Genomic DNA, 19,613 nt, shown 5'->3' on the forward strand with positions numbered 1-19,613 from the left:
GTCTGTGTAGCCGTCCCCTCCCCGCACGAAAACACGTGAGGACGTGACGAACTTGAGAACTATCGGGGTGATCGGCCTGGGCAAGATGGGCCTGCCGATCGCTGAGAACCTGCTGGGCCGCGGCTTCGACGTCGTCGGGTACCGGCGCAGCATCGAGTGTCCCGAGCTCGAGGCCGCGGGTGGCGCCGTCGCGTCGTCGCCGGCGGACTTGGCCGCCTCGTGCGAGGTCATTGTGTCGATCCTGCCGACCGCGGACGATGTCGAGCACGTCATCAGCGGGCCCGAGGGCACGCTGTCGACGATGTGCCCCGGGGCGGTCCACCTCGAGATGAGCACGATCCCGGTCACGAGCAAACTCGGACTGATGCGTCAGCTCGAGCAGGTCGGGGCCACCATGCTCGACTGTCCGATCAGTGGTAGTCCCGGAATGGTCGGCCCGCGTCTGGCCACCGTTTTCGCCTCTGGAGCAGCGGAGGCGATGGATCGAGTGGCAGATGTCCTGGACGCCATCTCGGGGCCCTGGGTCAGAACCGGTGACTTCGGCACCGGCACCCACCTGAAGTACATCTCCTCCATGCTCGTGGCGACCCATACGGTCGCTGCTGCGGAAGCGATCGTGCTGGCCCGCCGCAACAACTTGGACCTGGACATGGTCCAGCGCACCCTGGAGACGTCCATCGCGGGCTCGGCGCTGCTCCAGCAGCGAGGTCCCCTCATGGCGCACCGCTCATGGCTGCCCGCCCCCGGGCCCATCGCGACGTTGCAGGAGATCCTCGACCAGGTCGAGGTGCACCTGCACGATCTCGGCGAGCGTCGGCCGGTGTTCGAGGCGGCCAAAGCGGTATTCGACCAGGCCTTGGTCGATGGCTGGGGTGCACTCGATATCGCCAGCGTGCACGACCAGATTTCCCACGAAGACGCTCTCGCGCAAGGAGTCAGTAAATGATCTATGTCACCCACCGCCTCCCGGTCAACGAGCCGGGCGAGCCCACTCTCGATCGGATTGCCGTGTGGCAGGGACTGGTCATGAAGGCCAACAACGCGCTGCCCTTCGTGCCGGCCATGACGCACTGCGAGGTCACCGCTCGCCTCGACGACTGGACTTTCGATCGCGAGATGGAGCTGTTCGGTGACCGCTATTCCGAACGGATCGCCCTGCAGCCCGAGCGGCGGGTGGTGTTCACGCGCCTCTCGGGTCCGGTCCTCGGCACGATCACCAATGACATCGAGGAGGACGCAGGGGAGCTGTTCCTCCGGTTCAGCTTTGCGCTGGTGCTCGGCGGCGTCCAGAGCGGTTCTCCCGAGGAGTCGGCGTACGCCGACGAGACCACGACCCACTACATAGCGGCCGTCGGCGCCACGCTCAACGCCATGCGTCGTGTTGCGCGTGGAGAAGCACCCGTCGCGTTGCCCGCGACCTGACTTCCCGTCGATTGAACCGTTGCGGCGGGTCCGGCTCAGCGAGCCGGACCCGCCGCTGCCGCTTTGCGCAGCAGGTGCGCCCCCAGTCGGGGCAGCAATTCCGGCTTGACGGCCTGCCAAGAGCGGATCTCCTCTGCTGACAGGGGCGCCGCGGGTTCGCCCCTCATCTGAAGCCAGACGGTGCATGCCGTCGCCAGCACCGACATTGTGGCCACTGCCGTGGCCGGGTCGCTGCCCATCGCGATCGCACCGTTGCCACGCAGAATCATCGCGTCCGCCGACCCCATCGCCTCGGCGAGCCTGCGGCCTCGTTCGGCCTCGCGGACCAGCAGCGCGGACGGATACACCGGAATGGAGTCGCCGAGCCAGCACGCCTGACCATGTGTCGGGGCGATGCGGTCGGTGCGCATACCGACGGCCAGTGACGCCGCCGGCTGCGCACGAGCGATCGCTCCGGTCGTTGGGTAGCGCTGGTAGAGGGCCAGGTGGGCCCATGCCTCGGCCGGGCACCCGGAGGGCAATGCCGTGGCGGTCAACGGGACGCGGAGGCAGTCCGAAGCCGCGATGGCCGCCAAATCGGCCGCAGGTGTGATGACCATGTGCTCGACGTCCCTGGCGGACACGTGCCCGAACGCGTCGACGAGCCCCAGCGCGGCCAAGGCTCGCGCTGCTTCGGCAACTTGGATATCGAGGGACTGGGTCATGAGGGAGCGCACACAGGTAACTGTATGCACTCGGCGAGGGCGACACCACGCTGGACGCAAAGTCGGTGGCCCTGCCGAGGACTCGTTCCGCTAGGTGAAATCTGCGAGCACTCGACGTGACCGACATCACTATCGAAGGTCAAGGTGTATGCACTTCTGCTCGAAAGGATTCACCATGACCAGCGCTCTGACCGCCGCTGCCTTCCAGGCGGTCGACACTCTCGACGCCAAAAGCTATGCCGAGCTTTTCGCACCTGACGGCAAGATCACCTTCGGCAACGGAGCCGCTCTCGAAGGCCGCGATGCGGTCGAGGCCGGCTGCGCGGGCTTCTTCGACACAATCGGTGGGATGCGTCACGACATCGTCAACGAGTGGGTCGTGGGCAAGGACACGATCGTCGAACTCGTGGTCACGTACACGCGTAAGGATGGTCGAAAGGTCTCGATCCCGGTGGTGTCGATCTGGACCGTCGGTGACAGCGGCCTGATCGATGAATACCGGGTCTTCTTCGACTTGGCACCGGTGTTCGCATGACCACGCGCAGCGCGACAGGACGCGTCGCGGTCGTCACCGGAGGCGCTGCCGGCATCGGGCAGGCGTTCGCCGAGCGCCTGGCCGTGGACGGACATGCGGTTGCCGTCGCCGACCTCGGCCCAGCGGACGAGACCGTGCGCCTGATCGAGAAGGCGGGTGGCCGCGGGTTCGCCGCCCATTGCGATGTGTCCTCGCCCGAGTCCGTGCGCGCATTCGCCGCCGAGGTCGAGGGCGAATTCGGACAAGTGGACGTCTTGGTGAACAATGCGGGCATCTACCCGGCCACCGCCTTCCTCGGGATGAGCTGGGCGGAATGGCAGCGGGTGCTGGGCGTCAATCTCAACTCGATATTCCTGCTCGGGCAGGCCTTCGTTCCCGGCATGGTCCAGCGGGGCTGGGGTCGCGTCATCAGCGTCTCCTCGACCACCTTCCATTCCGGGATCGGACTCAACACGCACTACACCGCGAGCAAGGGCGGTGTGATCGGGTTCTCCCGGTCCCTCGCGGCCGAGGTCGGAGAGCACGGGGTCACGGTGAACACGATTGCCCCGGGGCTGGTGCGAACGGCCACCACCGAGAAGGGCCCCCAAGCGGCATGGTTCGACGCGCTCGCCCAGCTGCAGGCGATCAAACGGACCCAGGAGCCGCACGACCTCGTCGGGGCAATGTCGTTTCTGGCTTCGGACCATGCGGCCTTCATTACCGGCCAGACCCTGGTTGTCGACGGCGGGTGGATGCGGGCATGAACGAAGGGAAGGACTTCACCGCCGCCTCCGGCTGAGAATGCCGGGCAGCACGTCCCGCTGACCGACCGGCCGGACCTTCGCATGTGAGGTCCGGCCGTCCCGTCCCGGGCGAGAGGGTTCGCCATGACGGTGCCTGTTCTGTTCGGCGCCAACGTGAATCCGATGGCTCGACACCCGATGAATGCGTTCGTCTACTGGGCGTCCGCCGAGCAGGTCGCAGAGTTCGCGGAGGCCGTCGTACCGGCGGTGCGGTCAGCACCAGACCGACTGGAGCGAGGCCCGCTCCTAGGTGAGGTTCTCCGCGATCGCGGTCGCGGTCGCCCTGGCGTCGGGCACGAGATCGACAAGTTGCCGGCGGCTCGAGCTCACCGACGGGCACACCAGCACGACCGCGGCGACGACCTTGCCCGACCGGCTGGTGACCGGGACGCCGACGGCGTTCACGCACTGCTCGGTTTCCTCGAGGCTGAGGGCATAACCCTTCCGGCGGACGACACCGAGCTCACGACGTAGCGTGACAAGATCACGCATCGAGCCATCGCGCAGCCGGACATGGCGGTTGGGGTAGAGCGCGACCAGTTCGGTGTCCGGAAGCTGGGCAAGGAGTACCTTGCCGCCCGATGTGGTGTGCGCGGGGAGCAGGAGTCCGATGCGACTGCCGACTCGGAGCGCGTGGTTGCTTTCCACGCCGTCGATGAAGCGGCAGCCGTTGCCCTGCAACGTCACCAGAAAGGTTGTGGTGCCCACCTTGCGCGAGAGCGCCGCCAGATAGGGGTGGGCCAGGGCGCCCAGGTCATGCGGGGGCTCGGCGCCCGACGGCAATCGCGCCAGCCGCGGTCCCGGCAGGTAGACGCGTTTCCGGTCCTGTTCAGCGAACTCATGTCGCTTCAGGGTCGATAGCAGCCGGTGTGCGGTAGGAGGCGTCACCGACAGCAGCTCGGCGGCATCGGCCACGCGCAACCGGCCGTGCTCGCGCAGAGCAATGAGGAGGGTGAGGACGTTCTCGGCTGAGGAGACCGACTCGTGCGACGGCATTGTCGCCGTGGTCACGACGCCACCATTCTGTTCTCCAGTCGGCCGATGCCGTCGATCTCGGTGACGACCAGATCGCCGACGTGCAGGAAGGTCTTGTGCGGCATGCCCACCCCGGCCGGCGTTCCGGTCAGGATGACGTCACCGGGCTCGAGTGTCAGAACGCGGCTCGCCGCAGCGATCAGCCGTGGCACCGTGATCACCATGTCGGCGGTGGATGCTTCCTGTTTGATCTCCCCGTTGACGGTCAGCCGAAGTGTGAGGTCATGCGGGTCGCCGATCTGCCAGCTCGGGACGATTCCGGGCCCCAAAGGGCACGATCCGTCGAATGCCTTGTGCTGGAACCAGTCCCAGCCGAATGGCGGGAGGACCGCATCCTTCCTCGGGAACCGTCCGCGTGCGGACAGGTCGTTGGCGACGGTGTAGCCCGCGACGTGCTCGAGGGCCGTTCGCTCGTCGATATCGCGCCCGCCCGTGCCGATGACGACGGCCAGCTCGGCCTCCCAGTCCACGTCTGCGTTATCCGGCAGCCGCACGTCGGCGTGCGCACTCACCACTGTCGTGGTCGGTGGCTTGAGGAAGAAGAACGGCTCGCCGTCGGGGTCCGGGCGCTGTGTGCCCATCTCCTGCGCGTGTCCGTAATAGTTCGCCCCTGCGCAGAGGATCTTGCGGGGGTAGGTCAGGGGGGCGACCAGATCGGCGTCCGGCGCGACCTCCAGTGCCGAGAGCTGGAGATTCTGCAGCAGTGGCGTGAACTCCTCCCACCGGTCGAAGACTTCCAGCAGGGTGCGACCGGACAGCGACCGCGGCGCTCGACTGACTTTGCCGTCCGCGAGCACGCCAATGCTCGGCTCGGCTCGGTTGTTCTCGACGAATTGGACGAGACTCCAACGCTGCGACGACATGAAAACCCCTTAAAAATCGATGAGCTCCCTAAAGTGCACACACTTTCGTGAGGGTTGTCAAGCTCGCTCGCTCGGCGGGCCCGCTATTCCGGAGGCCGAAATTTGCTGGGCGGTCACTTCTTCGAGAGAGGGCGTGACTGAGATACTGGGTGCCTGCTGATCGAGGGGCGTGAGGTGCCTGATTCCGTAAGGCGCGCCGAGCCGGATCCGGACACAGTGCTGGGCAAGGTGATGTCGGTGCTGCACGCGTTCGAGGTCGAGGACCATGGAATCGGTTTCGCCGAGTTGCAACGGCGTACGCGGCTGCCCAAGGCGACGCTGCACCGCATATTGGGCGATCTCGAGTCGACACGCCTGCTGGATCGGGTCGGCGGCGCCTATCATCTGGGCGGTCATCTTTTCGAACTCGGCATGCGGGCCTCGGTTGAGCGAGGCCTGATCGAGGTGGCCACCCCCTTCCTCGAGGACCTCTACGAACGCACGCATGAGTTGGTGCACCTGGGGCTCTTGGAGAGCCACGAGGTGGTGTACGTCGCGAAGATAGGTGGCCACCGCCAGGTGCGCTCGCCTTCCCGACTGGGCGGCCGGATGCCCTTGCACGCCACCGCCATCGGCAAGGCGCTGCTGGCCCATGCCCCCGCGGACGTGCGGCAGGCGGTCCTTGCGGAGCCGCTGCCGCGACTGGCGCCGCGGACGATCACCGCACGGGGGACGCTCCGTAAACAGCTCGATAACGTGGTCGAGAGCGGGATCGCCTTCGAGTTCGAGGAGTCCGCAATCGGGATTGTGTGCGTCGCCGCGCCGGTGCTCGATGCCGATGAGCGGGTCCTCGCGGCAGTCAGCGTCACCGGTCCGGTAACCCGTTTCCGCCCGCAGCAGCACGCGGCGTCGGTGCGCGCTGCCGCGGACGGCATCGCGGCGACCCTGGCGCGGCGCGATGCACTTCGGAAGCGGGAGTGACATCGTCGCCGCTGGACAGAGCGCGGTGCGGCACGGGACCGGCGCGACACCGGCTGCTTTCGGCGGGCTGTTCGGACGGCTTGGGTATGGGGGTTCAGTCGGCGGTTGGCGCGCCGGCGACGCGACGCTCGCCGCCGTTCGCCTCCTGCCAGAGGCGGTACACGTCCACCGCTTCGTCGCGGGGCTCGTGGCGCATGGGCAGGCGTCGCTGGTCCCAGGGTTTGGCGAACTCGTCGTAGAAGGTGTTGAGCTCGAAGTACTTTCGGTCGTCGACGTAGTGCGGTTGGTAGGCATCGCGGGTGGTGAGGAAGACGACCTCGTCGGGTGAGCAGTAGTACAGCGCGCCCAGGCACATCGGGCAGGGCAGGGCGAGGATGTAGATCGTGGTGCCGGTCAGATGCTCGGTGCCGAGCTTGGTGCATGCCTCGCGGATGGCAAGGATCTCCGCGTGTGCGGTGGGGTCGTTGGTCTGCGCGACCCTGTTCGCGCTCTCCGCCAGGATCTGGCCGTCCTTGACGACAACGGTCGCGAACGGACGCCCGCCCTCGGCGACATTGCGGCGCGCGAGGTCGATGGTGTGGTGTGCGAAATCGGTCATGGGTTGTCCTCGTTTTCAGAACGGCTTGGTGGGCAGGTACTTGCCGTCGAGGGTGATGACGGCGCGCTCGCCGCCCTCGGGATCGGCGACCTTCCGCACGTCGAGCTTGAAATTGATCGCGCTGATGATCCCGTCCCCGAACTGCTCGTGGACCAGGGCCTTGAGGGTGGTGCCGTAGACCTGCAGCATCTCGTAGAAGCGGTAGATCGTCGGATCGGTCGGGATGCCTCCGGGGATGGATCCGCGGGTCGGGATCGTCTGGAGCAGCATCGCTGCGTGGTCGTCCATCCCCAGCAGTTCGGCAACCGCCGTCGCGGCCTGCTCGGGGAGGGCGTGTTGGCCGAGGACCGCGGCGGTCACGAAGGCCACCGAGTAACCGGCGGCATCCGCGATCTGTTGCCAGGTGAGGTTTTTCGCGGTCTTGGCCTCCACCGCCGTGGCGGCCAGTGCCTGGCGGGCGGTGGGGTCGAACTGTGCGTGCACCATCTGTGTGATTTCTTTCTGGTCGAACGCCGTCCCGACGGCAAGGAGGGGTTGGCGTTGTCGAGGGTGGGTGGTTCCCGTGCGGCGCGCGGAGACCGTGACTACGCGCTCAGGCGGCCGGTGCGGCTTCGGATCCGGCGGCGTCGAACACGGTGACCGCGCCGGTGCCGATATCGAACACCCATCCCTCGACGGTCACGGTGCCGGCGTCCACGGCGCCGGACACCGACGGATGGGTCGACAAGTTGGCCAGCTGCGCAACGACATTCGATCGCACGAGCATCGAGACACGGTCGTCCGGCTCGGCGCCGGTGGCCGGGGTGTCGGTGGCATCGACGTGTCCGAGCCATTCGGCGATCGCCGGTGTGCCGCTGAGGTCGTGGCGCTCCGCCACGGCGGTCATCGCACCGCACCCGGAGTGGCCGCACACCACGATGCGGGAAACCCCGAGCACCGCGATGGCGAACTCGATGCTCGCCGCGACTCCGTCGGCTCCGCGGGTGTGGACCGGGACGAGATTGCCTGCCGTGCGGATCACGAACAAGTCGCCCGGCTCGCTGTTGGTGATCAATTCCGGAACGACGCGTGCGTCGGAGCAGCCGATGAACAGAGTGTCGGGACGGTGGGTCGTCGCGAGGCGGGCGAAGAGATCCGCCTTGACGGGGAAGACATCGCGTTGAAAGTGCGTGACTCCGGCGGCGAGATCGTGCATGGATCGCTCCCTTCGAGGGTCGCTCGGCCGGTTGGTCCCGACCGATCCCACCATGCACAACCTGTCGCTATAGAGTCCAATACTTGCTGCCCACCGTGACGATTGGTCTCATCTATAGTTGATCCGACGGCGATCCGACGCCCTCTGGTACGGCGCGCTCAGTTCGATTGTGCGGCCGCCGCCTGGGCGATCGCGGCGAAGGCGCGTGCGGCTGCCGAGTGATAGGTGCTACTGCGACGCAAGAGTTCCACGGTTCGGGTGGGCAACGCGGGGGTCAGTGCTGTGGGCAGCAGGTCCGGGTGGGCACGCGTGATGGCGTCGGGTAGGACAGTGGCGAGCCGACCGCGGCGAACGAACTCGACCAGTGCGCCGATGGAGTTGGCTTCGACCCCGATGCTCGGCGTGATCTCGCATTGATCGAAGTAGGCGTCGATGTGGGCTCTGGTTGCGAAGTCGCGACTGAGCAGCGCCAGCGGATGGTGTGCGAGCTCCTGAACCGGCAGCGGCTGCGATCGCGCGGCGAGGGTGTGCGTTGATCCGACCACCAGGCTGAGGTTCTCCGTGAACAATGCGGAGTTCTCGATCCCGGCGGCGTGGGTGCCGGTGAACGCGATGCCGAGATCGACGCGGTCGGCGAGCAGGTCCGCCTCGATCCCATCCTGGGTGGTCTCCACGACGGTGAGGGTCACGCCCGGGTGCGCGACGTGGAACTGGTGCACCAGCGGGCCGATGAGGTAGGCGGTGATGGTCGGCGTCATTGCCACCCGCAGGTGCCCTCGGGACAGATCCTGCACGTCGTGAATCGCGCGCTCGCCGGCGTCGAGGTCGCGCAGGGCGAGTCGCGCATGATGCGCGTACGCCTCGCCGGCTTCGGTGAGGCGTACGGTGCGGCCGGACCGGTCGAGCAGCTGTACGCCCAGTGTTCGCTCGGCCTGCCTGATCTGCTGCGACAAGGTGGGTTGGGAGATGTGCAATGCCTCGGCCGCGCGGGTGAAATTGCCGTGATCGGCGACCGCCAACAAGTATCGGATGTGGCGCAGCTCCATGACCATGACCATGACCATGACCATAGATGAAATCTATCGGTGTCATGGAAAGTAAGTCTTGGACGCTATTGGGTGCGCTGGGCATGGTGGAATCAACAACCAGTCAGGAGATCTCGGGTGAACAAGCGTCCTCTCCGAACAGCGCTGGCCGCGAGCGCATTCGCCGCGCTGTCTCTCGCCGCCGCGGCGTGCTCGGCCGATCCTCTCGCTGCTCCGACAGCCGACAAATCCGCGCCAGCACCGACCACCGGCACGCCCCAGCCGATCCACCGGCCGCGTGATCCCGCCCTCGACGCGGGCCTGCTCCGGGCTGCGCGAGCAACGACGCCGCGACGGTACGAGAGCTGGTCGCCCGCGGGGCCGACATCGAGAGCCGAGGCGATCATGATCGCACCCCGCTGATCGCGGCCACGAAGAACCGGGCCACCGCCGCAGCGCAGGCGTTGATCGCGGCAGGCGCCGACGTCAACGCCAAAGACGACCTCGAGGACTCGGCCTACCTGTATGCCGGCGCCGAAGGCCTCGACGACATCCTCGAGATGACGCTGCGCAATGGCGCCGACCTTCGAAGTACGAACCGGTACGGGGGAACAGCCCTCATCCCAGCGAGCGAACACGGTTACGTCGCCACCGTCCGGATGTTGATCGAGGCGGGTGTCGACGTCAACCACATCAACAACCCGCGCTGGACCGCCCTGCACGAGGCGATCGTCTACGGAGACGGATCCGAGCGATACCAACGGGTCGTGGCCGCCCTGCTCGATGCCGGCGCCGACCCGTCGATCCGCGACGGATCCGGCCGCACCGCGCTCTACAACGCGCAGCGCTCTGGGCAGATCGCGATCGTCTCGATTCTGCGTGGCCACGCATGAGAGAGGGAACAACATGATCAAGAGCGAGGAAACCCATCTGCGGCGGGCGATCTCGCTCGCCGAGCACGCCGGTGTCGAGGGCAATCGTCCTTTCGGTGCCGTCATCGCCGCGGCCGGCGGCGCGGTGGTCGCCGAGGGCCGCAACGAGGTGGCGAGCACGGGCATCGTCACCGCTCACGCGGAGCTGGTCGCCATCACGGCCGCAATCGCGGCCGGGCACGCCGGGGAGCTGATCGGCGCCACGATCTACGCGAGTGGTGAGCCCTGTCCCATGTGCAGTGCGGCGGTCGTCTTAGCCGGGATCACGCGCGTCGTCTTCGGTGCCGCCGAGCCGGATTTCACCGCGATCATCGGCGGGCACCCACGATTCGCCCTGCGCTGCGCCGAGGTCATCGGGTCCAGCGACACGTCGGTCACCGTCTCCGGCCCGAATCTGGGCGATGAGGCGCTCGCGCCGTTCTGGCGTTACGCCGCGAATCCATGACGGTCATTCCCCACGCCGACGGTCCCATCTCGGTGTCCCGGCGGACAGCGGAGCGGAGTACGCCCTACTTCGGTGCCTGGAAGCCGCCGATCTTCTGCTCGAGCAGTTCGGCCAGCCGCAGCGGGGTGTGGTCTTCGAACATCGGACCGATGAGCTGCACTCCCACCGGCAGGCCCTCGGGTGACCGGCTCGCTGGTATCGCGGTGGCGGGCAGGCCGGGCATGGTGGCCAGACCGGCCCAGACGAGTTGGTCGGAGTACGGATACTCGATGCCGTCGATGTCGATACGTCGTTCCACCGGATCGGGGTTGTGGTCGTGCGGAAACGCGGGAATCGGCGTGATCGGACACACCACAGCATCGAACTCGGCGAACAGTTGCCGCCAGCTGTAGCGGTGCAATTCACGGCGGATGTTCGCCTCGATCCAATCGCGGTGGCTGAAGACCATGCCGCGCAGCCGCGCCGCGTCGAGACCCTGGTCGTCCGCGCTTAGATCGGCAGCGCGGTTCCGCAGCTGCTCGTACGCCTGGGCGGGAATACGCGCGCCGACGTTCGAAAACATCAACTGCGCGTAGAGCGTCGCGGCTTCGGTCAGGTCGGGCAGTAGCGGACTGTGCCGTTCGACGCGGGCCCCGCCGTCGACCAGCGCGTCGGCGACCCGGTTCACCCCAGCCCGCACCGCGGACCCGGTCGCGATGAGCGGATGCTCGTCGAGGACCAGCACACGGAAGTCGCAGAGCCGCTGGTGGCGCGCGGGCGGCAGCGTCACGTCGTAGGCGATGCCGAGTGTCAGCGGGTCCGGTCCCGCCATCACGTCCAGCAGCAGTGTGAGGTCGCGGGCGGTGCGCGCCATCGGACCGCAGACGGCGAGGTCGCCGTCTACCGGCAACGCCGGTGCGGGCGGCGGCACCATCCCGCGGGTCGCCACCAGACCGAATGTCGGCTTGTGTGCGTAGATACCGCAGAAATGCGCTGGGTTGCGCAGTGAACCCGCGAGGTCGGAGCCGATGGACAGCGCGCCGAATCCCGATGCCAGCGCCGCCGCTGATCCGCCGGAGGATCCGCCCGACGTGCAGCCGTGATCCCACGGGTTGTTGGTGGTGCCGTAGATCTCGTTGAAGCTCTGCCAATCTTGCAGCATGAACGGCACGTTGGTCTTGCCGAGAATCACCGCGCCCGCGGCCTTCAACCGCGACACCGCCACCGCGTCCTCAACGGGCAGATAGTTCGCGTACTGCGGCATCCCCCAGGTCGTGGGCAGCCCAGCGATGTTGTAGGACTCCTTGACCGTCACCGGAATACCGAGCAGCGGCCGATCCTCGCCGCGAGCGCGTGCCTCGTCGGCACTGCGCGCGGCGGCCCGCGCGCGGTCGAAATCCGGCACACAGATCGCGTTGATCACCTTGTCGTCGCGCTCGATACGGGCGATCGCCTCATCGGTCAGTTCCACCGAGGTCACCTCACCGGCACGCAATGCGGCCGAAAGCTCTTCGGCCGCTACAAAACTCCACTCCATGAATCCGAACCTACCGGCCTGCCGTAGGCGCTCGACCCCACACAAGTCGCCCACACACACCAGAAAGTCGAAACAGACCACCTTCACTGCAGACCCTTCGCTCAACCACTGTCCATGGCGATGCGCGGCGGGATCGGTGTCTTCAGCCCTGCACCCATCCGCTTCGCAATACGTAGTGCCTGCTGTCCTCGTTCCGATGTCAGAGCCTGTCGGGCGACCTCAGTTGTTCGTCGGCCGGCGTCGTGACCCAGATTGCGGAGTTGCTGAGCCTGCTGCGATTCACGCAACGTCCGAATGCGCTCATCCTCGGCGAGGCGTGCGGCTGCCTGTTGGGCTACATCTTTCGCAAGGCGAAATGCTGTACCCGATCCGAATGTCGGTCGAGGCCACGGCCGCCGATCGGAACATGTACCAACCCGATATCGACACCCTCGTCGACGGACTGCAGATCGTGCCGATACCTCCGGCCAGTTGAGCAGCATCGTTTCATGCGGCGATGAGCACAACCCACTCCACCATGCGGCCGGATACGCTGTCGAACCGCGATGCATAGCTCCGCGGTTCGGATCGCCGTCCAATGCCTACGCCTGGACTGGACTCTGGCGCGTGCCGGAATTACGAGAATTCACCACGCGAGACAGACTAAGTCCGCCTGAGGATTTCGTCACCGGACATGCGTAGCCTGCGTCGACCGACGACCGGGCGCGGCGCCGCTCCGAACGCCGCATCCGCGCCGCCGGGTTCCCGCGCGATAAATCGTTGCGGGCCTTCGACTTCGACGCCAACCCGAACATCGACCCCGCCGTGATCAACACCCTCGCTAATTGCGACTGGGTGCGCAAGGGCACACCGCTGTGTTTGATCGGTGACTCCGGGACCGGCAAGAGCCACCTGCTGATCGCGTTGGGCACCGAAGCCGCGATGCGCGGCTACCGCGTGAAATACACTCTGGCAACGAAACTGGTGAACGAGCTGGTCGAAGCCGCCGACGAGAAGGTGCTGGCCAAGATGATCACCCGCTACGGGTGAGTGGATCTTCTTTGCATTGACGAACTCGGATATATGGAGCTCGACAAGCGCGGCGCCGAGTTGTTGTTCCAGGTTTTGACCGAACGCGAGGAAAAGAATTCTGTCGCGATCGCCTCGAACGAGGCGTTCTCCGGCTGGTCGAACACCTTTCCCGAACCGCGCCTCTGCGCCGTTATCTGACCATCGCTTCCCTGTGTCTATGACGTCCAATCCTTGCGGGTGACGGCGCCGAATCTGCTGTGGTGGACAGCAGGGTTCACCATGCCCAGGACGGGAGACGGGGTGCGGGTTCAGCGGGTGGTGATGCCCTCGGGCGAGGAGTCGGCGACTGTTTTGGCCGGCGGGTTGGTGGTGGAGTCGGTGGACCGGTTTCTGGCGCATCTGACCACGATCGATCGGTCACCGAACACGATCCGCGCCTACGCTCACGATCTGCGTGACTACTTCGAGTTTCTGGAATGCCGTGGGCTGCAATGGGATCGGGTGGTATTGGAGGATCTGGGCCGGTTCGTGGCCTGGTTGCGGCTACCGGAGAGTGCTCGCGACGGGCGAGTGGCTATGTTGCCCTGGGCTGAGGCGAATCTTGCTGCGGCGACAGTCAATCGGAAACTTTCGGCGTTGGCGTCGTTTTATGAGTTCCATCAGCGCCACGGTGTGGGCCTGGGCGAGTTGCTGACCCGGTGGCGGCCCGGACGGCGCGGTGGATCGTGGCAGCCGTTCTTGGCGCATCTGGGTGCGCGGCCGGAACGGCATCGCGCGATCTCGCTGCGGGCGGAGCGACGGCCGCCGCGAGAGCTGACCCAAGCCGAGATGACCGCCTTGATCAGCGCATGCGACCGGCTGCGCGACCGGTTCTTGCTGAGCCTGCTGCGAAGCACCGGTCTGAGGATCGGTGAAGCGCTGGGTCTGCGGCACGAAGACATTGATGCCCGTCGTCGGCTGATCGCGGTCCGGCCCCGGGTGAATGTGAACCGAGCACGAGCGAAGACCTGGTCGAGAGAGGTCCCCGCCGAGGCGGCCTTGTTCCGTCTCTATAGCGATTACCTGCATGAGGAATATGGGCTGCTCGATTGCGACTACGTGTTCGTCAATCTCTGGGGCGCTCCGGTCGGAGCGCCGATGAGCTACGCCAGCGTCGACCGGCTGGTGCGTCGGCTGCGAACCCGAACGGGAATCATGTTCTCGCCCCATCTATTTCGTCATTCTTACGCTACCGGTTTACTTCGTCGCGGCGTCGCCGCCGAAGTGGTGCAGAAGCTGTTGGGTCACTCGAGCATCAGCGTCACCGTCGATACCTACTCCCATCTGAAGATCGAAGACGCCCGCCGGGCATTGGCTGCCGCCGGGTTCCTCGACACCCCCGCCATGGAGACGAGCGAATGACCACGTTGCAGCCAATCCCGGACAGCGGCAACGTTTCCGGAACGAACGTGGCTGATCGACTGCGTCCCCGGTTCGCGCAGCCGGTGATCCTGGTCCACCCTGACGACCCGGTGATCGGTGGACCCGCATGCATGGTTCCGGTCTGCGAACGGCAGGCCGTGGTGCTGGGCAAGTGCTCGGCGCACCACCGGCGCTGGAACGACGACGGCCGCCCGGCCGACGTCGGCGCCTGGGCCGCCGCGACGCCGGCGAATCGCCGCTGGTTGCAGCAGCCGCGCAAGTGCGCCATCACGACCTGCCGCCGCAGTGGCCGCGAGAAGGGACTGTGCCATTCCCACTTCAGTCGCTGGGACAACCGGGGCCGCCCCGAGCTGGCCGAATGGATCACCGACGGCGGCGGAGGCCCAGAGTTGCCGGCCGCGACCGGATGCCGGTTCCCCGACTGCGGCCTGGACGCCGAGGGTGAGGCGGGATTGTGTGATCACCACCGCAGCCGGTGGATTCGTGCGGACCGGCCACCGCTGTCATCCTGGCTGATCAGCTGCTCTACTTTCGGGCAGGACCGATTCGATCTGCGTCCGTTACCGGTCCCGATGCGGCACGAGATCGCCTACGCGATCCAATGCCGCGTCGACGAACGCCGCACCCAGACCCGCCCGCATCAGATCCGGCGGCTGCTGCGCGCACTGCCGGGCGGCGGCGTCGCTTCGCTGCTGGATCGCGCACCTGATTCCTGGATGAGCTATCTCGGATTCTCCAGCGAGCGCGGCTACATCGAACGCCGGTTCCTGCTGGATGCGATCGGCTACCTGCACGATGTCATCGACGGCACCGGCTGGGACACGGAGTTCCCGCGCGATGTCTGGCTGCTGCGCAGACTCGGCTTCCCCGGCCGGGACGCGCAGTTCCGATTCACCGGCATCGAGCCGATCTGGTTGCGACAGTTGACCAAACGCTGGGCCCGCTGGCGGTTGTCGACGGGCATCGTGGTCGGCACCGTCGCTGCCGATATCCGCGCGCTCACCCTGTTCGCCCAATCGTTCCCGGTCCTGCACCGCGGCCCCGAAGCGCTCACCCGTGAACTGGTCGAGGTCCACCTGGCGCACCTGGCCGACCGGTTTCCCAACCCGAAAAGCCGCACCAGCCAGATCAGCAGCCTCGCTGGTCTGCTGCGCGCGGCCCGCCAGCACGGCTGGGAACCCCGCCTGGCACCGCAGGTCGATCTGTTCGCCGAGGACTATCCCCGCCTGATCGCCGGCGCACCCAGAGCATTGTCGGAGGCGGTGATGGCACAGCTGGAAAACCCGACCAACCTGGACCGCTTCGCTGACCCGCGCGGCCGGCTGCTGGCGCGGATCCTGATGAGCACCGGACTGCGCGTCGGCGACGGCAGCCGACTGCGCCTGGACTGCATCGTCCGGGACAACCAGAACGCGCCATACCTGCGTTACACCAACCACAAGATGCGCCGCGACGCGTTCGTCCCCATCGACACCGAACTGGCCGAGGCGATCACCCTCAACAGCAGGCCGTCCTCGCCGAGTTCGACGACCCAGAATATCTCCTTCCACGCCCGACCCGGAACCCCGACGGCAAGCTGCCGTTCAGCACCGCCACTTTCCGAGGCGAACTCCTGGAATGGTTACGCACCTGCGATATCCGCGACGAACTCGGCCGCCTGGTCCATGTTTCTCCGCACTGCTGGCGCCACACTTTCGGAACCCGACTGATCAACAACGAGGTCCCGCAGGAGACCGTCCGTCGTCTTCTCGATCACGATTCCCACGCGATGACCTCTCACTACGCCCGGCTCTCGGACAAGACCATCCGGCAACAGTGGGAACGCGCCCGCAAGGTCAACATCGCCGGCGAGCAGCTGGCTCCCGACACCGGGCCGCTCGCCGAGGCCGTCTGGATGAAGAACAATCTCGCCCGCGCGAAAATGGCTCTGCCCAACGGCTATTGCGCGCTGCCCGTGCAGCAGAAGTGCGAATTCGCCAACGCTTGTTTGACATGTCCGGTTTTCGTTACGACCCCGGAGTTCCTGCCGCAGCACCGCCACCAGCTCGAACAAACCCGAGCGCTGATCAACCAAGCCGACCACAACGGTCACCAGCGTCTGGCCGAGATGAACCGCACCGTCGAGAAGAACCTGCTCGCCATCATCGATGGCCTCACCACACCCGGCAGCTGCTGCAGCACCGGGAAATCCTGCACCTGCACCGGAAACGGCGACTCGCATGCCTGCTGACCCCAACCGACTCGCCGAGCACGCCCGCCGACGGCATCGCGAAACTCTGCAACGCGCCGAGCAGACCCTCACCGAACTGGCCGACGCCGGCCAACCGGTGACCGTCGCACGGCTGGCCGACCGAGCCGGGGTGTCGCGGTCGTGGATCTACACCCAACCCGCATTACAGGAGCGGATCAATCAGCTGCGCAACCGCCAGGCCAGCTCGGACCTTGTCCGCGACACCGTCACCCGGGCCAGTGACGATTCGATCCGCCAGCGGCTCGCCCTGGCCCACGAACGAACACGCGAGCTGCATGCTGAGAACCAGCAGCTCCGTGACGCGCTCGCGCACACCCACGGCCAGCTCCGCGTTGCGCGCCTCGGCACCGACGGCCAGCAGTTGGCCGAACTCGGCGAACTGCTGCAGCTGTTGCACGACTGGCTCGCTGCTGACCAAGCAGCCCGCGTCAGCCTGGACACCTTCATCGGCGCCCCCTGCACCTCGCAGCGCCTGCGCGAGAACCTGATCCGATTCGCCTATCTACTCGGCCAATTCGACCAACCACCATCCCCAACTACCGAAGCCCAGTAATCGAAGACACCTGTCCACGACGCAAATGCGCTGGTCAACAACATAATTTAGCAGTCGGGGCCGAGATAACCGCCGCGATCGTCGATCGCCTCACCTTCGGCGGGCAGATCATCGAAACCGGCACCGACTCCTACCGGCTCACCCGCACCGCCCTCAACAACACCGCTACCACCACTGCGCAGGCGCCGACGCCGCAGCAACCAGTATTCACCGATGCTCAGCAGCCGCTGGAAATCGTGCCCTGACCAGCGGTCTATCGGCGAATTACGACACCACCCCGGCACCCGAACACAGGCCAGGAACCGGAAGGCACGACAACCCATGACCAAACCCGACACCCACGACCAGCCCAGCCCGCTCTTTTCCGGTCTCACCGTCGACGACGCGATCGAACTCGCCGAGATGCTGACGTTTCATCGACAACTGGCTAACCGACAGCCACCCGGCCGTCGCGCAGTCCTTCCACGCCTTCGTCGGCGCGGACGGCTACGCACTCACCGACCTACAAGCCGACCTGAACCGATGTCCGATCTCGTTGAATCCGAGGCAGTCTCGTCGAGTTGAGGCGTTTTTGGGATTTGTCTCATGAAGTTGAGGCACTGTGGCTAGTGGCGTGACCGCGAAGGTTCACGGTGTCGGCTGCCACGCCATGGGCTGTGTCGGGCGCACGATGTTGCAGCGATGGAGCATCCGCGAGCTCTGTTTCAGCCGCCCAGCTCGACCGCGCGGTGTATGTCGCCGACATAAGCCTCGGGCTGTTCCCAGGCTGCGAAGTGGCCGCCGGCACGGTGTTCCACATAATCGCAGACATTCAGGAACGCCTCGGCGTAGCTTCGGGGCTCCGGTTTGATGTCGCGCGGGAACACCGACAGGACGGTCGGCGTGTCGATCCGGTCGGGGAGGGTGACCGGTTCGACATACGTGGTGAAAGAGGTGCCGATCGTGCCGGTGACCCAGTAGGCGGTGACCCAGGTGAGAAGCTCGTCCAGAGTGAAGGCCGACTCGTCGGACCAGGACTCCAGTTTCTCGACGATCCACGCCGCGAGGCCGGCGGGTGAGTCGCCGAGGGCGACGGCGAGCGTGTTCGGCCGCGTCGACTGCTCCGCGATGTACCCACCCTCGGTCCGGAACCACTGCGCCGCCCTGTCGAGGTAGGCCGCCGCGTCGGGCGCGAGCTTCGTCGGGTCCGCCGTGAGCGCACGCCGCGGGGCGATGTTCGTGAGGTGCAGGGCCGCTACCCGGTCCGGGTGTTCGGCCGCGAGGATTTCCGCGACGGTGCCACCCACGTCGCCGCCGGACACCGTGTACCGCGAGTAACCGAGCTCATCGAGAGCGGCCGCGACGATCCCGGCGATCCGGTTGACCGTCATGCCGGCAATGGTGAGCGGGGCCGCGAACGGGAAGCCCGGCAGCGCGGGAACCACCACGTGCATGTCCGCGAGCAAAGGCAGGACGCGCTCGAACCGCAACACCGAGTCCGGCCAGCCATGCAGCAGCACGACAACCGGGGCGCCGGGATCCGCGGACCGCTGGTGGATCACACGCAGGTCGGTGTCGCCTGCGGGCACCGTCACCCAAGGAAACTCGCCGATGCGGCGCTCGTGCTCGCCCCAGTCGTACCCGTTCGCCCAGCGTTCGAGCAGTTCGTCGAGGTGGGTGCCGCTGATGCCGCGCGTCCCGTCCTCATTCCACGGGGTCGTGACCCGCCGTGTCCGCCGGAGTCGTTCCCGCATCTCGTCGTTCATGTGTATCAGCGTACACATGATGTGTATGCTCGTACACATGACCTTTCGCAATGCGACCGCCACCCGGCAGCGGATCCTGCAGCACGCGCAACGCCAGTTCGCCCAGCACGGGTACGCAGCGATCACGGTCAAAGGCGTGGCCGACGCGGCCGGCGTGTCGCCCAACCTCATCACTCGCTATTTCGGCGGCAAGGATGGCCTTTTCCTGGCGGCAACCCGGGTGGAGATCCCGGTCTCGAACTCCTTCGACGGCGACCATTCCGCGTTGGGTTCGCGCCTCGCGGCGAGCATCGTCCAGCGCTGGTTCGGTGCACCCGGGCAGGATCCGCTGCTCGTGCTGCAACGCGCGTCCGGCGAACGCCCGGAAGCGGCGGAGGCGCTGGCCGCCTTCCTCGACACGAACTCGCTGGAGCCGCTGTACCGCTACCTGCGCGACAGCGGCCTGGACGACGCGGACGCCCGCAGCCGAGCCGCAGCGATCGACGCCTTCGTGCTCGGCGTCTCGACCCGCCGCCGGGTCCTGCGTTCCGAACTCGGCGACCCCGCTGATCTCCAGGCCTGGCTCAGCGCCACCATCCAACGCCTCGCCGACGGGTGATGCACGACCGCAAGAAGT

The 19,613-nt window shown here is 66.5% G+C and carries 21 protein-coding genes and 3 pseudogenes; 15 read left to right on the plus strand and 9 right to left on the minus strand.

The genetic code is table 11. The annotated features are described in order from the left end of the window. The first annotated feature begins 43 nt into the window (after positions 1 to 43). Together ACQP2D_RS17895 and ACQP2D_RS17900 are read left to right on the plus strand one after the other, a co-directional pair. Positions 44 to 946: an NAD(P)-dependent oxidoreductase gene (locus ACQP2D_RS17895; RefSeq protein ID WP_433684817.1), complete on the plus strand. Its 903-nt coding sequence runs from the start codon at positions 44 to 46 to the stop codon at positions 944 to 946. Further along, a complete protein-coding gene (locus ACQP2D_RS17900) occupies positions 943 to 1,422 on the plus strand; it encodes an SRPBCC family protein (protein WP_433684818.1) in 480 nt (159 codons plus the stop codon). Before ACQP2D_RS17895 ends, ACQP2D_RS17900 begins: the two co-directional genes overlap by 4 nt. A gap of 35 nt (positions 1,423 to 1,457) precedes the next feature. Here the strand turns inward: ACQP2D_RS17900 and ACQP2D_RS17905 are convergent, their stop codons facing one another. Then, positions 1,458 to 2,138 (minus strand): class II aldolase/adducin family protein, encoded by a 681-nt coding sequence (locus ACQP2D_RS17905; RefSeq protein WP_433684819.1) that lies wholly within the window; start codon positions 2,136 to 2,138, stop codon positions 1,458 to 1,460. A gap of 163 nt (positions 2,139 to 2,301) precedes the next feature. Between ACQP2D_RS17905 and ACQP2D_RS17910 the strand changes: the two genes are divergently transcribed. Then, positions 2,302 to 2,661 (plus strand): nuclear transport factor 2 family protein, encoded by a 360-nt coding sequence (locus ACQP2D_RS17910; RefSeq protein WP_433684820.1) that lies wholly within the window; start codon positions 2,302 to 2,304, stop codon positions 2,659 to 2,661. Next, positions 2,658 to 3,407: an SDR family NAD(P)-dependent oxidoreductase gene (locus ACQP2D_RS17915; protein ID WP_433684821.1), complete on the plus strand. Its 750-nt coding sequence runs from the start codon at positions 2,658 to 2,660 to the stop codon at positions 3,405 to 3,407. The genes ACQP2D_RS17910 and ACQP2D_RS17915 overlap by 4 nt, the downstream gene beginning before the upstream one ends. 285 nt (positions 3,408 to 3,692) lie before the next feature. Here ACQP2D_RS17915 and ACQP2D_RS17920 read toward each other — a convergent pair whose 3' ends face one another. Both ACQP2D_RS17920 and ACQP2D_RS17925 read right to left on the minus strand, forming a co-directional pair. Beyond that, entirely contained in the window at positions 3,693 to 4,457 is a 765-nt protein-coding gene (locus ACQP2D_RS17920) for an IclR family transcriptional regulator (protein ID WP_433684822.1), read from the minus strand. Beyond that, the gene (locus ACQP2D_RS17925; protein ID WP_433684823.1) at positions 4,454 to 5,344 is read right to left on the minus strand and encodes a fumarylacetoacetate hydrolase family protein; all 891 of its coding nucleotides are present in this window, start codon (positions 5,342 to 5,344) and stop codon (positions 4,454 to 4,456) included. Before ACQP2D_RS17925 ends, ACQP2D_RS17920 begins: the two co-directional genes overlap by 4 nt. Positions 5,345 to 5,575: 231 nt before the next feature. Between ACQP2D_RS17925 and ACQP2D_RS17930 the strand changes: the two genes are divergently transcribed. Beyond that, on the plus strand, positions 5,576 to 6,304 hold the full coding sequence (locus ACQP2D_RS17930; protein ID WP_433685685.1) for an IclR family transcriptional regulator: 729 nt from the start codon (positions 5,576 to 5,578) through the stop codon (positions 6,302 to 6,304). A 94-nt stretch (positions 6,305 to 6,398) separates the two neighbouring features. On the opposite strand, the gene ACQP2D_RS17935 is transcribed toward ACQP2D_RS17930, so the two are convergent. The 4 genes from ACQP2D_RS17935 to cynR form a co-directional block, all read right to left on the minus strand. Beyond that, on the minus strand, positions 6,399 to 6,902 hold the full coding sequence (locus tag ACQP2D_RS17935; RefSeq protein WP_433684824.1) for a nucleoside deaminase: 504 nt from the start codon (positions 6,900 to 6,902) through the stop codon (positions 6,399 to 6,401). 15 nt (positions 6,903 to 6,917) lie between these two features. Next, positions 6,918 to 7,388, minus strand: a complete 471-nt coding sequence (gene cynS / locus ACQP2D_RS17940) for a cyanase (protein WP_433684825.1) — start codon at positions 7,386 to 7,388, stop codon at positions 6,918 to 6,920. 106 nt (positions 7,389 to 7,494) lie between these two features. Then, entirely contained in the window at positions 7,495 to 8,097 is a 603-nt protein-coding gene (locus ACQP2D_RS17945; RefSeq protein WP_433684826.1) for a carbonic anhydrase, read from the minus strand. 158 nt (positions 8,098 to 8,255) lie between these two features. Then, positions 8,256 to 9,143 (minus strand): transcriptional regulator CynR, encoded by an 888-nt coding sequence (gene cynR, locus ACQP2D_RS17950; RefSeq protein ID WP_433685686.1) that lies wholly within the window; start codon positions 9,141 to 9,143, stop codon positions 8,256 to 8,258. A 117-nt stretch (positions 9,144 to 9,260) separates the two neighbouring features. Here cynR and ACQP2D_RS17955 point away from each other — a divergent pair, with 117 nt between their 5' ends. The 3 genes from ACQP2D_RS17955 to ACQP2D_RS17965 are packed head-to-tail and all read left to right on the plus strand — an operon-like array spanning position 9,261 to position 10,499. Beyond that, a complete protein-coding gene (locus ACQP2D_RS17955; RefSeq protein WP_433684827.1) occupies positions 9,261 to 9,545 on the plus strand; it encodes a hypothetical protein in 285 nt (94 codons plus the stop codon). Next, on the plus strand, positions 9,545 to 10,015 hold the full coding sequence (locus ACQP2D_RS17960) for an ankyrin repeat domain-containing protein (RefSeq protein ID WP_433685687.1): 471 nt from the start codon (positions 9,545 to 9,547) through the stop codon (positions 10,013 to 10,015). The genes ACQP2D_RS17955 and ACQP2D_RS17960 overlap by 1 nt, the downstream gene beginning before the upstream one ends. Before the next feature lie 13 nt (positions 10,016 to 10,028). Further along, positions 10,029 to 10,499, plus strand: a complete 471-nt coding sequence (locus ACQP2D_RS17965) for a nucleoside deaminase (protein WP_433684828.1) — start codon at positions 10,029 to 10,031, stop codon at positions 10,497 to 10,499. Positions 10,500 to 10,563: 64 nt separating this feature from the next. Here the strand turns inward: ACQP2D_RS17965 and ACQP2D_RS17970 are convergent, their stop codons facing one another. Beyond that, on the minus strand, positions 10,564 to 12,015 hold the full coding sequence (locus tag ACQP2D_RS17970; protein WP_433684829.1) for an amidase: 1,452 nt from the start codon (positions 12,013 to 12,015) through the stop codon (positions 10,564 to 10,566). Positions 12,016 to 12,699: 684 nt separating this feature from the next. Here ACQP2D_RS17970 and ACQP2D_RS17975 point away from each other — a divergent pair. The 6 genes and pseudogenes from ACQP2D_RS17975 to ACQP2D_RS18000 form a co-directional block, all read left to right on the plus strand. Beyond that, a pseudogene (locus tag ACQP2D_RS17975) lies at positions 12,700 to 13,221 on the plus strand (ATP-binding protein); the annotation flags it as partial. Positions 13,222 to 13,305: 84 nt separating this feature from the next. Then, a complete protein-coding gene (locus ACQP2D_RS17980; protein WP_433685688.1) occupies positions 13,306 to 14,427 on the plus strand; it encodes a site-specific integrase in 1,122 nt (373 codons plus the stop codon). Positions 14,428 to 16,024: 1,597 nt separating this feature from the next. Continuing rightward, positions 16,025 to 16,186, plus strand: a pseudogene (locus ACQP2D_RS17985) (tyrosine-type recombinase/integrase); the annotation flags it as partial. Positions 16,187 to 16,216: 30 nt separating this feature from the next. After that, a complete protein-coding gene (locus ACQP2D_RS17990) occupies positions 16,217 to 16,678 on the plus strand; it encodes a hypothetical protein (RefSeq protein ID WP_433680363.1) in 462 nt (153 codons plus the stop codon). After that, a complete protein-coding gene (locus ACQP2D_RS17995) occupies positions 16,668 to 17,252 on the plus strand; it encodes a DUF6262 family protein (RefSeq protein WP_433680362.1) in 585 nt (194 codons plus the stop codon). Before ACQP2D_RS17990 ends, ACQP2D_RS17995 begins: the two co-directional genes overlap by 11 nt. A 65-nt stretch (positions 17,253 to 17,317) precedes the next feature. After that, positions 17,318 to 17,497 (plus strand): annotated as a pseudogene (locus tag ACQP2D_RS18000) (IS21-like element helper ATPase IstB); the annotation flags it as partial. 459 nt (positions 17,498 to 17,956) lie between these two features. Here the strand turns inward: ACQP2D_RS18000 and ACQP2D_RS18005 are convergent. After that, positions 17,957 to 18,997: an epoxide hydrolase family protein gene (locus ACQP2D_RS18005; RefSeq protein ID WP_433684830.1), complete on the minus strand. Its 1,041-nt coding sequence runs from the start codon at positions 18,995 to 18,997 to the stop codon at positions 17,957 to 17,959. Positions 18,998 to 19,034: 37 nt separating this feature from the next. On the opposite strand from ACQP2D_RS18005, the gene ACQP2D_RS18010 reads away from it, so the two are divergent. Continuing rightward, complete coding sequence (locus tag ACQP2D_RS18010; protein WP_433684831.1) at positions 19,035 to 19,595, plus strand: TetR/AcrR family transcriptional regulator; 561 nt, start codon at positions 19,035 to 19,037, stop codon at positions 19,593 to 19,595. Positions 19,596 to 19,613 lie beyond the last annotated feature (18 nt).

It is taken from the genome of Nocardia sp. CA-119907, from assembly GCF_050955995.1.
GTDB lineage: Bacteria > Actinomycetota > Actinomycetes > Mycobacteriales > Mycobacteriaceae > Nocardia.

Excerpts from the sequence above, each read along its gene's own strand:
- ACQP2D_RS18010 (WP_433684831.1), top strand. The coding sequence starts at position 19,035 with ATGACCTTTCGCAATGCGACCGCCACCCGGCAGCGGATCCTGCAGCAC.
- ACQP2D_RS17965 (WP_433684828.1), top strand. The coding sequence starts at position 10,029 with ATGATCAAGAGCGAGGAAACCCATCTGCGGCGGGCGATCTCGCTCGCC.
- ACQP2D_RS17990 (WP_433680363.1), top strand. The coding sequence starts at position 16,217 with ATGACCTCTCACTACGCCCGGCTCTCGGACAAGACCATCCGGCAACAG.
- ACQP2D_RS17915 (WP_433684821.1), top strand. The coding sequence starts at position 2,658 with ATGACCACGCGCAGCGCGACAGGACGCGTCGCGGTCGTCACCGGAGGC.
- ACQP2D_RS17930 (WP_433685685.1), top strand. The coding sequence starts at position 5,576 with ATGTCGGTGCTGCACGCGTTCGAGGTCGAGGACCATGGAATCGGTTTC.
- ACQP2D_RS17900 (WP_433684818.1), top strand. The coding sequence starts at position 943 with ATGATCTATGTCACCCACCGCCTCCCGGTCAACGAGCCGGGCGAGCCC.
- ACQP2D_RS17980 (WP_433685688.1), top strand. The coding sequence starts at position 13,306 with ATGCCCAGGACGGGAGACGGGGTGCGGGTTCAGCGGGTGGTGATGCCC.
- cynS (WP_433684825.1), bottom strand. The coding sequence starts at position 7,388 with ATGGTGCACGCACAGTTCGACCCCACCGCCCGCCAGGCACTGGCCGCC.
- ACQP2D_RS18005 (WP_433684830.1), bottom strand. The coding sequence starts at position 18,997 with ATGAACGACGAGATGCGGGAACGACTCCGGCGGACACGGCGGGTCACG.
- ACQP2D_RS17945 (WP_433684826.1), bottom strand. The coding sequence starts at position 8,097 with ATGCACGATCTCGCCGCCGGAGTCACGCACTTTCAACGCGATGTCTTC.
- ACQP2D_RS17970 (WP_433684829.1), bottom strand. The coding sequence starts at position 12,015 with ATGGAGTGGAGTTTTGTAGCGGCCGAAGAGCTTTCGGCCGCATTGCGT.
- ACQP2D_RS17925 (WP_433684823.1), bottom strand. The coding sequence starts at position 5,344 with ATGTCGTCGCAGCGTTGGAGTCTCGTCCAATTCGTCGAGAACAACCGA.
- ACQP2D_RS17995 (WP_433680362.1), top strand. The coding sequence starts at position 16,668 with ATGCCTGCTGACCCCAACCGACTCGCCGAGCACGCCCGCCGACGGCAT.
- ACQP2D_RS17910 (WP_433684820.1), top strand. The coding sequence starts at position 2,302 with ATGACCAGCGCTCTGACCGCCGCTGCCTTCCAGGCGGTCGACACTCTC.
- cynR (WP_433685686.1), bottom strand. The coding sequence starts at position 9,143 with ATGGAGCTGCGCCACATCCGATACTTGTTGGCGGTCGCCGATCACGGC.
- ACQP2D_RS17935 (WP_433684824.1), bottom strand. The coding sequence starts at position 6,902 with ATGACCGATTTCGCACACCACACCATCGACCTCGCGCGCCGCAATGTC.